The organism is Micromonospora qiuiae (genome assembly GCF_016863555.1).
GTDB lineage: Bacteria > Actinomycetota > Actinomycetes > Mycobacteriales > Micromonosporaceae > Micromonospora > Micromonospora qiuiae.
This window is the reverse complement of record NZ_BOPC01000018.1, coordinates 53,494-68,697: the sequence shown is the minus strand read 5'-3', so window position 1 is coordinate 68,697 and position 15,204 is coordinate 53,494. Positions and strand designations below refer to the sequence as shown.

The 15,204-nt window shown below is 64.6% G+C and carries 1 protein-coding gene; it reads right to left on the bottom strand.

Going from position 1 to position 15,204, the window contains the following annotated elements; translation table 11 throughout:
• The coding region (locus Vqi01_RS07675) for a toxin glutamine deamidase domain-containing protein (RefSeq protein WP_239098247.1) at window positions 1-15,164 on the bottom strand (15,164 nt) is incomplete at its 3' end.
• Between the last annotated feature and the right edge of the window lie 40 nt (window positions 15,165-15,204).

Here is a 15,204-nt window from a genome sequence, read left to right as displayed (position 1 = left end):
GCACGAAAAACCTTGCCACTGACCCCCGCACCAAAACTACTCTCCAGCCATTCTTTAAGGTGGCCAACAGCACCGCGCGCTACCGTTTTCGACTGGCGTGCGCGAAGAGCTATGTCGAGCTGTTTCTTCGAAACAGGCTTTCCCTGAGCCGTCAGCAACGCCCGCAACACGACCACGTTGCCCACCGACGCCGTGGTGCGCCACTTCATCTCACCGCTGACATCAACGAACACCTTTCCCACCGAATTCTCTTCATCAACAATGAAGAGCCCCACCCCCGCGTACGACAACTCCGGACGATCGAACGTCCCCTCCGCTGGAATCCATGCCTGATAGTGGGCTGGCCCTTGTCGCCATACATGTATCGGCGTGCCGGTCCGCGTTCCTTCGTAAACGTGTGTCCGGGTGTTTCCATCGGGATCGGCGGAGCCGACAACCAATGGCCTGCCCACCACGTCCGCAAGAAGGTGAGGGTAGTCGTCGCCATATGCGCTGGCCCACGTGCTTTCCCAATTGGCAACGCTGTCGGCGAGAGCCATACGCTCGTCGTGGCTGACATCGCTGTCGAAATCCGTCTGCCAACCCTGCCCATGCGCCATTTGGTGCCGGTGGTTGAGGATCGCCACGCGCCCGAGCGTGGGATCCGACGAGGTCCGTAGCAAGGCCGCGACACGCTCAACGACGGCCGTCGCGGCCCGCCCCAGGGAGGGATCGACCACCACCGCGTCAACGCCACCGGGTTTAGCCAGCCGGTCCGAGACACCGGCCAGCCACCGCGACTCCTCGGCCGCGGTCGACGCCACCAACGCCGAGAACGCATCGGGCGCGGACAGGATCGCCGAGTTGAGCAGGCACCACCCTGCACCACCGGCCTCGACAACCCTCAACCGAGACTGATCGACACCAGATGGCCCTCCAGGCGCGTCGTGCGTCGCCATTCCGGTCCAGCGTGTGCTCGGCGCTTCCAACAGCACATCGACCAACGAGCCATCCACGGCGTCCCGGCTGACACGCGCGACCGGCCCGTCCACATCAGTCAGATCCACCTGCCGCAGCCGACCCGAGCCGTCAAGGACCAGTTGCACCGGCCCTCGCAGCACCGCCGGAAGAGTGCTGCCCGGCATGTTTGGCTCCGGCAACTCAAACCCGACCAACCGGCGCCCCGGCTCAGCCTGTGTCTCGATCAGCACAAGCCGACCGTTAGGCAGGCGGGCCACCAGAACCAGATGCCGGGGCATGTTCGGCCGATCCACCCGAACAACGGTCACCGAGCCCGGGCCCAACGCGACCAGACCGCCCAACGCAGCCCGACCGAAGACCCCGCCCAGCCGCCTCGCCACCACGTCGACGTCGTCCATGGCATCGTCCCGGGCAACGGCGGACAACGCCAGACCAGTCAGCACAGCATCAACCCGAGACGGGCAATCCGGCGTGATGCGATCCCACTGCGGCAACAGAGACGTGACATCAGCCAACCGCCGGTACATCTCAACCGACGCGGCATCCCAAATGGACCCGACCGGATGGTACGGCAACACCCCGAGACTCGCCCGCGCCCAGGCTTGCACATCCCGCCGAGGCTCAACCAGTTGGCGGTTGCCCATCCCGACATAGGGATTTCCCGGAGAGGCCGGGTAGCCCCGCCGCAGATCCGCCAACCCCAACACCGGCCGGGCAGACCGCTCGATAATGTTGGCGAAGGGGGCGTCCGCCGACACATATTCGTTGAATGCGGGCGGTTCGCTCGCGTCGTCCTGCGACCATTGGACGTTCCCGTCGTCGTCGAACACCGTAACGGTCTGCTGCACGCGGGGTCGGGTCTCCGGACGTTCGCCAGAGAAGCTGCCGGCAATTCTGTGCAGCACGTGAATGAACAGCGAGCGGGCTGGGTTCCGGCGCGCGGTGTCCTTCCGGCCGCCCGACACGGGCTGGGCGGGGCCGATGGCATCGGCCGCAGTCTCCGACGGAGAGGCTTGGTCACCCTCCCACGGCGCGACCTCCGCTCTGGAACCGGTGGGCAGAGCCTGAGGTGCCGTGACCGGCGTTGGGGCCGGATGGTGACCGCTTCCCTCCTCGGTGGGGCCCTTCCGGCGGCCACGCCGGCCGGTCTGGGTGAGGGCCCCGCTGCGCAGCACCTGAAGCAGGCCCCACACTTCCTGTACCGACTCACGCAACTGCACGTAGTACGGGTCTGTGGTCCGTTGTAGCCGCTCGTGGGCGTCACTGAGGGCCTGCTCGAAGCGATGCCGCCGGGCAGTGTCGGAGATGACTCCTGTTTCGTGGAACGGAACGTGCAGATACGTCAGGGCGGTCAGCGCGATCCGGAGACTCTGTGACAGCCCATCGCTTCCATCGGCCGGCGCCGACAGCACGTCGGGGTGGTTCAGCGCCTCGCCGAGCAGATCGCTGAGTTTGCGCACCGACGCCCAGTTGACCAGATCGACAAGGCGACTGGTCTCCGCGAGCGTGCTGTCGTACGACGCTACGGCGTCGGCGACGGCATGCAGATCCCCCGCCAGCTCAGGCGCCTCATGACGCAGCTCGTGGCTGACGCTTGTCAGTAGACCCAGCAAGCCGACGAAACGATCCTTCGACGTCCGGTCCACTCCGTCCGATGACCTCGCCAGGGCGTACCGGAACATCTCGACGAAACGCTGGTCGAGCACTTGGTTCTGTCGTCCTGTCCGCGCGGGGGACGGTGCCGTCCCGGCGGGATGCAGCAGTGCGAACTCCTCGACGAACCGATTGATCCGCGCGTCGTTGAGGACTCGGTCAAACCAGCCGTCGGCCAGTAATTCCGTAGGGAGCAGCTGACTCAGGGTTTGTTCGGTGGCCCGGCGAATGTCGGGATCGGGGTGAACGAGAAGTCCGGCCAGCCGCCTCATTCCCGGCAGTGTCCATGAGGCCCCGGCGGCGATGTTCCGACGTTGGAGGAGATCGGACTGGTTCACGACGGCCGAGATGAGCTGCCATTGCTCCCTGGCCTCTGCCTTGACCGTGTTATAGGTGCCGCTCAGCAGCGCGAGCGCATGATCGGTCTCCTTGCGAACGATGTCATCGACCTCGTCCGGTTTGAGTGGGCCCCAGCCGGTCGCCTCTCCCTCCAGCCCGGACGCCCGCTGCGAACCTACTGGGATCGGAACACCCGGCGTCAACGGAAGGAAATCGATGCTGATCACATCGTTCGGCACCGGCATGCGGGCCGGGCCGCCCAGCTGGCCGTCCAACAGGAGACTCCCACCCAAGCTGTGCCGCACCCCGTTGAACACGTGGGTGACGAAGCCGGACGCGGACGGCACCCGCGCGCGCACCACCACCAGGCCCTGCGCCCCCACCTCGGCGGCCTCGAACGCATCCCGCACCGCATCGATGTCGGGCACCCGCCACACCAGCCCCGGAGCATCATCCGCCAGCCCCAACTGCTGGCGCTGATAGTTCAACAGATATTCGGCCGGCAACGCCTCCGTACCACTCGCCTGATACCCCTCTCCCTCGCGCAGCGAGATGGCCGTCGCGATCGCGGCGATGACACAGTTCGTCCCGAACGGTTCCTCGTGGTCCCCCTCCGGGAGGCCCGGGTTGACCCGCGACAACCACGGAAACCACGAGCCGATATCCGCAGCAGACGCGTTGCCCGCAATCTCCTGCACAAAGACAGAGTCGCCCCGACCTACTCGACGGTCGCCCCACTCGGTGCCGCCCCCCTGGTCAAAGGCCGGATCAGCCGGATACGACGAGCCGACGCCAGCGCTACTACGGCCCGCACCAGCCGCAGGTGAGTGGAACTCCCCGGTGGCGCTGAAAATGGCCTCTCCAGGTGCATCGAGGACTCCCTGCATCAAGGAGAGGGGAGCAGGCCTGGTCGTGGCCAGCGGCCCAGTGACTGACAGTCCTTGCTCTTCCACGAGTCTCGGTGAACGCAGCGGGTCTGACTGCTCCGGCACCTCGAAGACAGCCGGATCGCCGCCGGTGTCCGGATGGCGGAGTGTGCCGTACGCAAGGCCCAGCTCACGTGAGAGTTGCGCGGCCCTGATCTCCCCCGATACGTGCAGTTCGGCGGCCACCATCGTGGTGAACGCCTCCAGCATCTCGAGCTGGCTTGTTTGCCGCGGGGTAATCCAGTGCGTGACCAGCGGGCGTTGGTGGTCGACGGCCACCCGGAGCTTCGCCCTACCGAAGATCTCGTCGTATCTTTCGGTACGCTTTCCCACCAGGTCAAGAAGCCTCTGGGCCGATGCCAACTCTTCCCGATGCGGCTCGCGCAGATGCACCCGCTCCTTACTGCTGCCATCCGCCCAAGCCCAGTTCGATTTGGAGCTGAGTGTGTCGATCAGGTCCTTCGGCGTGGTGATCTTTCGATCGGAGAGAGGACGGCCCAGCGCCGCGGCGATAGTATCGACCGCGAAAACCACGCAATTGCTCTTCAGCAGGTGGTAATCGGATTCAAAACGCTTTGCGACGTACCGATACGCCCTCTCGAGCTGCTTCGCATCGATGTTGTACGCGGCGAGCACCCGGACATGGGGAGCCGCGATGTAGCTGGTGTCGTCGCCTATTTTGCCCTGCGCCCCGAACAGGCCCCGATCCGGATAGAACCCCAGGGTGACCTGTCTGCCGTTCGGCAGGCTGAAGGTCACCACTGCGTGCCCTGGACTGAAGGGGACATCGTGGGCAAACACGCGTGGTGGCGCGGCCATCAACACGAGCTCGATGTTGTTCGTCGGATCATCCAGGTGCTCCCGCGCGTGGTCCTGCAACGGGCGCGTCATTTCCAGGAAGGTCTCCACCGACTGTTGAGGGGCATTGGTGTCAGACTGCGGAGGCTGACGGGGCAACTGGAATCCCCGCAGTGTGCCGTATTTCTGGCCCAACCGCTGCGAGACCTCCCGCGCGGCACCCCTGTTCTGGGATATTTCTGCCGCTGCCATCATGGTGGCGAATGATTCGAGCAGGTTGAGCTGCGCCAGTTGTGTTCCGGTAATCGATGCCTGCGGGCGCTGGTGGGTCAACGCCACCTCGACACGGGCCTCGCTCCTCACTCGCTGCACCCGCGCCCGATCCGGATCCGATGTCAGAGATGCCTCGGCGGCGGCGAGCAGGATGCGGTCCTGCTCATCCAGCACAGTGACAGGGTTTTCCCCATCGGCCCACGTCCGGCTGGACTGCTCCAGCATCGTACGAATGAACTCACCCGCGGAAGCCTTATGGGTCAGCCGCACGATCGCAGAACCCACAGCCTTCGAGGAGAATTTCCGCACAAACTCCGAGGCGTCTCCCTGTAGGGAGCGCGACCAGAGTTCGGAATTTTCGCGGCTGAAGTCGACAGCGTCCCGGAGCCGGGAAACGTCGATCGGGACCGCAGCCAGAACTCTCGCGGACGGATCGAGGACCGAACTGGTGGGCGAGGAACCAAGACTCACCGGCTCCACCCGGCCCGGCACACGGACTTCCACCCAAACCCGATCACGCTCATCCGACATCACGATCAGATCGGCTCCGGGTTCCGGCTCTGCTCCCGCCCCTACATGATTCAGCAAGGGCTTCAGACGTTCGGCGATTGCCTTCGAGCTGTCTGTGGCCGGCCCCGCCAGGCGGGTGACGGCCCCCTCGATCGTCACCGGTGTCCCCGGCACCGTCACGTCCACCGGCCCCGCCGCAATGAAAAAGATCCGTGTGCCGTTCGCGGGAAGTCGCGCCGGACGTCCTGCCTGACCATCAAGAAACACGACGCCGTCGTCGTCAGCCACGACGTTGAAGACGTGCCCCGTCCCCTGCCCAGGCTCGCTGACGACAACGAGACCCTGCGCGCCGCGTCCGGCGGCGCCCACCGCAGCCGCCACCGGACCAAAACCGTCGACCTCGACCAGTGTGCGAGGCTCCGCGCCCGCACCCACCCCGTCCCGGGAATCGTTGGCGAACGCAACAAGATCAGCGGTCGGCAGTCCCCTCGCGTCTTCGTCACCCGGCCGGCTGCCTTCACCACGTCCCACCGGCGGCGCCACGAACGTCTGGCGCCCGTCCGCCAAGGTCAGATAGACCGCGTACGCAGCAGGCAGGCAGTTGGCCAACCAGCCGTCGTCGCCCTCGACGGCTGCCGTCCGCTCCCCGCCCCCGTCATTGACCTGGGAAATCCAGCCAAACCGCTGATCAAACAACGCCAGCAGCCGTTCCGGAGATGCATGATCAACACCGTCGGGACGCCACCACGCCAACCCGCCAGATTCGCCACCAGGCGGAGCTGACAATGCTCTGTCGTCGACCGCTGCGGTGGCGCCCTTCTTCTTCTTTTTCTTCTTCTTCTTGGTTCCAGAGGTGGTCTCGGACAGGCTCTCGACGAGCGTCCGCCTGACGTTCTCCTCCCGGTCCACCGGCCTCGGGTGTGGGTTGGGGACGGCTGGGGCCATGGCGACCCGATGCCGATCGCGAAGCAGTTGGACAGACCGCGTCAGGTCCGGATCATCTGCGATGACACCGATCTCCAACGGGCCCTTCACAAAACTCTTGGATGCTCCCTCCCACCGGTAATTGTTCGCGGATCTGCTTTTGCTGACACCGTAGACTTTGAGGGCCACCCTGCCGTCCGCTAGCAGGACCCAGGTCATGCTGATGCCTTTTACCTCCCCCAGCCCGCGCGCGGCCCCATGGGTGTGTGCGGCGTGGTTGAGTCGAATTCCACTTTCCCGGATTCCCTCGCCCTGCCGGGCGGCCTCAAGAACCTTGAGTTCGTCCGAGCTGAACATGCTGGCGTCGTAGCCGTTTCCGTAAAGAATTTCGTCGCTGACCTCCCAGGTGGCGGGATTGCTCGGGTTGAGCTTGCCGAAGCGCTTCCGAACGTCTTCCTCGGCTCGCGAGAGTGCTTCATGACGCGCGCGCTGGACCTGTTCCCAGGTGACTCGGGCGGCGTCGCGCAGGCCGAGTTCCTCAGCGGGCAGTGCCAGGCCGATGGATTCCATCCATCCATGGAACGCAGACACGAAGCTGTGCTGCTCCCGCTGTTCGCTGGTGTCCAGGAAGTGGTGGAAGCTGATGGTGTTGATCCGCTCAGGATCAACATCAAGTTCATCCTTGAGTTCAGGCCACAAGATCAGGACCCACGGAATCTCCGCATGGGCGACGAACGCGTCCCTGAGCTGCGTGTTACGGGCAACCACCTGCAGGAGTTCCTGCGCATCCGGTTCGGCGTACTGCTCCTCCAGCGCGCTCTTGGTCCCCGGCGGCTGCTGGGGCGGTGCCGACTCCTTCGCGGCAACCTCCACTGTCGGTGCCGGCGACCGCGACGGCGGTGTTGCCCCGGCCGATGGCTCTCCCGCGGGCTCGCGTGCTTCCAATTCCCGAGCCAGGTCTTGGACGGAAAGCCGGGGCCCGCCGACCAGTGACCGCGCCACCCGGACGAAGCCGTCTTTACGGTGCCGCAGATACAACTGCACCATTGCTTCGTCGGTGAAGAGGGTGCGTCCAAATCCCGAGTCGGACCGGATGAGGGACAACAGTTCGGGGTCGTCGAGCACGATCGGCCAGGTCGACTGGTCGAGCACCGGAACAGTCCGCACGGTGGCGAACGCAGCCTCGGCGTTGATGAGCGCGCGCACCCGACGGGAGTTAAGGACTGCAGTCAGGTCCGGGTTAGCTGCCAGGACCGGTCGCAGTGTCTCGTTCTGGACCACGCCCAGAACGGCACGACTGCGGGCCAGGGCAGACACCAGTCCCGGGTTGCGTCCAAGCAGCTCGACGTTTCCGGGTGCACTGTTCAGGAAGCTCAGCAGAGCCGACCAAGCGCGTTGCCGCAGGGGGGCCAACAACGACAGCCACACGGCAGGTTCCTGCCGGAAATAGTCAGCGAGGGAGGGGTTTCCGCTGACCAGGTTACGCAGCGCTGAAGAGGCTACCACCACGTCAAGCAGATTCGGACGCTCGTCTATCAGAGCGGAGAGGTTTGGCACGGCGATCAGCAGACGCAAGGCGTCCGGCGACGAAAAGGCCTTTGCCGCGTACGAGGGATGCATCCTCAACTGCTCGAACAAGCCTCCCTCAAAGAAACTCTCATATTCGGACTCGGACAACGAATGGCGGTGGTCGCGTAGCGCTTCCGCCACGGCGGGAGCGGACTCCAACCGGTCCAGCATCGAGGCCGATTCTCCGACGGTGGAGGCGGCCTCCCGAGTATTCCTCGCCAGAAGGCTTGTCAGCGGCAGTGCACTCAAGGCTGCCGCGCGCACCCACTCTTCACGGTCCAGGAGTGCACGCACGAACCCCTGATCCGACAGCCCTGCATGCCACACGGCCTGGTCATGGGTCAACACTGCGGCAACCACGGCCGGACTTGCCCACAGAAGAGCCCTACTGGCTTCCGAGGATGCGAGCGCGGACAGCATGTCTCGACGGGTGCTCCGCACAAGAATCCAGAACGGGTTCTTCGCGACCAGAGGGGCGATGTCCGGACGGTGAAGCTGGTCGCGCAGGCTCGGATCCTCGACAAAGGTTATATAGAGGTGATAACTGTCGCGCATGGCCAGAAACAGCGCTGGCATATCGTGCAGGAGGGGCGCGATGCCGTACGGTGCGGCCATCAGGTCGAGCAGCCTCGGGCGAAGCAGGAGCACCTCCAGCAGGTTGGGCTCCTTGAGTAGCGCCATGACCAGTTCGTCCGAGGTCCTCGCCAACGCATTGATCCGGTCGTGGTCCCGCACTTTCTGCCGAAGTTGCAGAAGCTCGTCCACACGGGCGGCCCTCGGCTCCCCGGCCAGCTCGTCAAGCTCGACCAGCCTGTGCACCAGTTCAACCGCCTGGTCGTCGTCGCTGTCGCGCAGGATCTTCAGAAAGTGTGTCCTGCCGCGCACGTCGAGCCCCTCCGGCGAACGCAGGGTCTCGCGCTCCTCCAGCGCCCGCCACATCGGCTCGAGCCACCTCGTGTCACCGGCTGACCGAAGCTGGACGCTGGTGGTGAAGGGCCCATCCAACCATGATCTGAACTCCTCGTCGGTGCTTGGCAGATCCTTCCGCACGAGGACGTGCAACAGGTCAGGATGCTCGGCCAGCAAGGCGAACAAATCCGGTTTCGACGAGAAGTAGGAAAGCAGTGAGGGGTTCTCTACTATCGCCTCCCAGTCGCTGTACGAATAGCTCGTTGGATCGGCACGCGTCCAGTCGTTCAGCAGTTCGGCGTACGTGCGCAGGGTTTCATGCCGACCACGGCCCCTCGACATCAGATAATTGCGGAGATGCTCGACCTTGGACAGGAGATCGACAAGCGGTCCGGAATCCGCCGCCAACAACTCGACAAGTTTCGGATCGTCCTTCAATTCCTGATACCACGCGAAGTCTTCGAACCGAGTGATGGCGAGTATTTTTTCGTCCCGCTCGATCGCGTCGAGCACGTGGGCCTCCAGGACGGTTTCTGCCACCAGGCTGAAGCCGGAAGCGATTGCCGTCCGGAGAGCGCCGCTACGACGGACCGCCTCCGCGCGACGTGGGTCGTCCGCAATGAGCCGTGCCCACCTCGGTCCCGGGTTTGCGCCCACTCCCTTCTGATGTGATTCGTCCAATAGCTTGGCACCCAGGGCGTCGAAGTTTCGTAGAATGAGGGGCAGGACCCTCTTCCGTGGCTCCGGAGCCAACGCCGCAATTTTCTCCCACCAACTGGCATCCGTTACGCCCCGCAACCACCACCGATATTCGTGCGGCTGATCCAGCAAGGCCGGGTTCTCGGCGAGGAACTTTGCCCGGTTGAACCCCTTGGAATTTCGGAGCGCATTCAAAGTGCGCAGGTCCTTGCGACGGAGCTCTGCCTGAATCAAGGTGTCCAATACTGGGTGCGCCTCCAGGGCAGCCGTTACCCAGCGAGCGTTCTCGTCTTTGGCTACCAGCCGCTGCAACATGGAGGGCTGCTGCGGTGCACCCATGTCCTGCCGCGTCCGCTCCCGGATTTGGCCTGGCAGGTCCTCGTCAGAGAAATTGTCGAAGTGCGCGATGTTCAGCGACAACAGTTCCGCCACGAGAGGATTCCGAACCGCGTCGTTCAGCAACCCCATGGTGATCAACCGTTTACCGAGCTGAGGATTCTCGGCGAGCAGCTCCGCGATGTATCCCTGATTGAGCGCCGCAGCCAACTTCTCGTCGTTCACGACCTCCCGCGCCATCCCCGGGATCGCCACTATCGCCTGCACCGAAACGGGATAGCGCTGGGAAATACTGAAGATGGCTGGGTTGTCTGCTAGGAACTCGTACTCTTTGCGCCGCCAGGTCCCTTCGTCATCGCGCACGTCGTCACTGTGGTCGATTCGCTCCAAAAGGGCCGACGTCAGCGAATAACCAAATCTGAGTCGATTGTAGAAGGTTCTCGCTTCGTCCTTGGATCGGGCGGTGATAACTTTCCCGAGCTCAGGTCCCACAACTGGATGATGGAACAAACGGGCAAGGCCCTCGTCGGGCATGACATCAATAGCGAATGACCAGTAATGACCAAGGTTTCTCAGAGCACTCAGTCTGCCTGGATACAGGTAGAGATTTCGGAGGAATCCATTATGCTCGAGCTGCCCAAGGAGCTGCCTCTGACCCTCGAAGAGGAATGACAACGGTCGAGATTCGCCAGGCGTGAAGTAGAGCCACCCGTCGCCCGACATCCTTTCCACGAGTTTGTCCAGGACGTTGGGATAGTTATCGAACAGCTCTCCGATAGCGACCGGGTCGAACACGGCCAACGGGAAGATCTGGGGCCGATCGGCCAACTTCTCCACGAAGTCCGACGAGAAGCTGAAGATTTTCCTGAGGTCTGTGAGGGACATTGGGACAAACTCTGTCTGACCGTCACGCTCAACCGGCACAAAAGCATAAAGGAGGAGCATACCCACGTCGCGGATGTCGTGCTGGCCTCTCCCTTCCGTTTCCTGCAACACATTCGTGAGTATTTCGCGGGACTCCGCTGCCACTCGTAGATTCTGTTGGGCATAAGCGTTATAGATTGCCTCGACGGCTGCTCGCACGCTCGGAGAGACGTGCATCGGGGTCGAGGTGGGGGCCGGTCCGCGGTACATGAATACGGTCGTGACCTGACGTGGTATCGGGCCAAACAGTTGCCGGGCCGCGAGATCGTCACCAGGTAGCCCGCTACTCAGGCCCAGATTCTGCGTCCAGCCGGCCCGGACGTTACGTCGCATCCTGGCACGATCGGCCGGTACGGCTGGGCGGAGTGGTCGGCGACGTGGTGGTGTCAGTCGCGCGGTCTGCCCGAACGCGTTTCGCGACCCGTCGACAATCCAGGGCAGCAGTTGCCGTCGACCGGCGGCAACGGCACGCCACCTGGTTGGAACCGGCCACAGCGGCGGGACGCCGGTGGGATTGTGCTGGTTGAGGGTTTCGGCGGGGCTGGTGGTGTCGTTGTCCTGGCTGCGCCTGCCGTCCTGCGAGGGGTGCTGAGGTCCGGATGTCGCCTCGGGGTAGGTGGCGAGTTGTTTCTCAAGCTGTTCGGCAAGGCTGTCGTCGCCCTGCGCCCGGGCGTCCTGGAGAGCGGCGCGAAGACCGTTGATCATGGCGTCGTCGGTCCGCACCATGCCTGTGAACGGGTTCGAGCCGGCGCCGGCCGTTCGCTGCCCGCCAGGGAAGCTCGGGGCTAGCCGACCCGCAGGGCTCGCAGAGCCAGTCTGCTCTGAGGCATCGATCTGGGACGGGTGCCACGTAGGCTGCGCGGCCGATGACGACGATGACGACGACGATGACGACGCCTGTCCCCAGGAAGGACGACGCGGGAAGTCCAGGGCAAGGGGAGAGACTGGCGGCAACGGGGAGAGCTGCGGCGCGAACGAGGTGTCCGAGGGTGATGCCACGGCGACATGTGGGCCTGCCGGCGGGACGATCACCGAGGTGGAGGAGAGAGGAGTGGGCAGATCGAAGGCGTCAAAGCTGTCGGTCTCTGTGGGGAGGTCGATCTCATCGATGCGGATGGTGGGGCCAGGCATGTTCCGGTTGGCCCTCAAGCGTTGATATTCGGTCGAGCGTCGACGAAGGCCGTTGTCGAGACTCGCCGCGCGCCTTTCGAATTCCTCCTCGGACACGTCATTCGGCAGAAACAATCGACCGGATTGGTCAACGAAGTAAAATGCTGGTTCCGGCTCTCCTTCCCGCATCCGGAGCCCTATCCCATACCGCTCGCCCAACCTGCCAACCATGAAGACGCCGTTGGTGGCCCAGACGGAGCGTCCGAGCGCCTCGGCAAATTCCGCGGCATTGGGGAGTGCGATACATGTAGCCAACACCACTCGCAGTTCGTCGCCGTGCGTGTTGACGGCCGCCTGGTAGTGCGGGCTCTCTAGAACCAGTTGAGCGAGTTGTCCACCGGTAACGGCCCGATATCCTCTTAAGACGAGACCCTGCGAGGGGCGGTTCGTCGTCGCAACGAAGAAATCGTACTGGTTCGAGTGGCCATCGATGAAGAAGGTTCGCTCATCAATCGGGAACGGCAGCCGTCGAGTCACATATTGGATCGCTCTTTCCGCACGTCCCGATGAATCTCCGCCAGGAACGATCTCGAGGGAGTATCGCCCATCGAAAATGGTGGTTGACCAGAGGGAAGCGACATCCTCTTGGCGGGGAGGCTTAAAGGACAGCCCAATTCTTCGCACCAATGGATGGCCTTGCGCATCTATCCTAGGGAATCCGTCGCTGTCCGTTACTCGCCATGAGAGAGGTGAGGGCTGGAGCGGGGGATTTTGAGTGAAGTTCAGGAAGCGCATCAGCCGGCTCACCAACCACCGCTGGACGTCTCCAGGGATGGGAGGCATGTTCACCGGGCGCAGATTTTCCGGATTCCGCTCGGCGGCGGCACGGATTGTTCCTCGCACCGGCGTCGAGGCGGGGGCCGGTCCGCGGTACATGAATACGGTCGTGACCTGACGTGGTATCGGGCCGAACAGTTGCCGGGTCGCGAGATCGTCACCAGGTAGCCCGCTACTCAGGCCCAGATTCTGCGTCCAGCCGGCCCGGACGTTACGTCGCGTCCGGGCACGGTCGGCCGGTACCGGTGGGCGCAGCGGTCGGCGATGCCCTGGTGTCAGTCGACCAGCCTGCCCAAACGCGCTTCGCGACCCGTCGCCAACCCAGGGCACCAGTTGCCGTCGACGGCCGGCAACCCCACGCCACCTGGCCGGAACCGGCCACAACGGCGGGACCTCGGCAGGACGGTCGGAGGGCGCTACCACCGCGGACAGCTCGTCATGCGACATCCCGGCGATCGTCTCCGGTGACTGCTCCACCGGCGACTCGGTGGCGTCCCGATCCTGACCGGCCGGCCGGTCAGGGGTTTCGGCGGGATTGGTGGTGCGGTTGTCCTGGATGCGTGGGCTGTCCTGCGGCGGGTGCTGGTCGAGTACCCGGGTGATGTGCTGGCCGTGAGCCAGGGCCTGGGTCACCGTGTCGAGTTCGTCGGGGTTGAGAGTGTGCAGCGCCGCCAGTGGTGGGAGTTGGGCCCGTACCTGGCGCAGGAACTGCGAGCCGGGTGGTGCGGCGATCACATCCGGTCGTGACCCGGCAGTGTGCGGGATCGGCTGTGCCAAATCGCTGGTCACCGGCCCGAGGTAGGGCACGCCTGCCGGGCCGGTGACCAGCAGCGGCGCCTCGGGCAACCGTACTCCGTCCGGGGGGACGCGGGTCGGGTCGACCGCCATCCCACCGACACGGTCCAACACCGCCAACCGGGCGATCTCCGACACCACCGCAGCGGCCCGGGGGGTGAACGGTCCCGCGACCAGGTCGTCCAACCGGCCGACGGTGACTGCGTGCCCGCTGAGGCTGCCCGCGACAAGATCCGGGTTCGCCTCGACCGCCTCCGGACCCAGCCACACCGTCGTGTCCCAGCCAGCCGCCCGCGCGTGCTCGACCCAGGCCGTGACCCGGGCCCGATCCTCCGCACCGAGCCGGCCAGTCTCGGCCACCACCAGGTGCACCACCCGAGGCACCGGCCTCGACCCCACCGCAGCATCAACCACCACCGGAGAAGCCGTCGAACCACCCGAACCACCAGCAGCACTCGAACCAACGGCAGTGGTCGAGATGGCAGGAGAATCCGGGCTGGACAGGCCGGTGGACGTCACGGACGTGGTGACCGCAGCCGGCATCGGTGCCGACCCACCGGCCACGGACGCCGGGTCACCAGCCGGGATCGGACCGCCGACGGGGATGGGGCCTTCAGCCGTGGGGGCCGAGTTGCCGGCCGTGGGGGTCCAGCCGGCGGTCGGTGCCGGGTTGGCGGTGGTGGAATTGTCCGGGTGGGACGGTCCCACCCGGTCCCTGACCTTCCTCACCGCGTCGAACGACACACTGTTCAACGCACCCGCGACCCCGCCGTGCAACGCCGACATATCCACCCGGCCGGTCATCGCCAACATCACCAACGCCTCGATCGACCCCTCCGCCAACCCCCGATCCACCGCCCGACCAGCCGTACCCACCACCGTGTCCGCCGCATCCGAACCCGCCGGCACCCGCCGCATCCGATCCACCGCCGGCCCGGCGAACCGCCGCACACCACCACGGCCCCTGGCATACACCTGCTCGAACAACACCTCCCACGCCGCCGACTTCGCCGCGTCCGCCGTCGCCGCCCGGTCCCACCCCCGCTGATACTTCCGCCCCCGCGACGCCAACTGCGCCACCACATCCACCAACAACTCGTAAACCATGTTGAAAATCGCGTCCATCCCCGACCGCGACGCCGTCCGCGACAACAACTGGAAAATCGCCTGCCGCACCACCGGACCCTTCGCCACCCACTGCGCCAACAACGAAGGATTGATCCAAAACAGTTTTAACGCCACCAGCAACTCGAACAACAACAACGCCGTGATCGCCAAAATCGTGACCTGCACATACAACAACGTCGCCGCAAACTTCAACATCAATTCCGACGCCGTACGCAAAAACTCCGGCCCGACCCGCAACGACCGCTCCACACCCGCCACCGCATCCGCGAACGCCCGACCAGCCGAACCCTCCACCCCACCACGAATCCGCCGCGCTCCCGCCCTCAACTCCCCACCCGCACGCTCCAGCCCACCCGACACCGCACCCAACGTGAACCCAAACGCCGCGATTTTCTCCGGCAACAGCCCCGGAAACTCCTCACCATAAAACCACTTGAAAAACCCAGCCGCGGAATCCGGCACCTCAAGCGGCACGACACCCACACCCCTTCAGGAACAGCCACCACGTCACAAA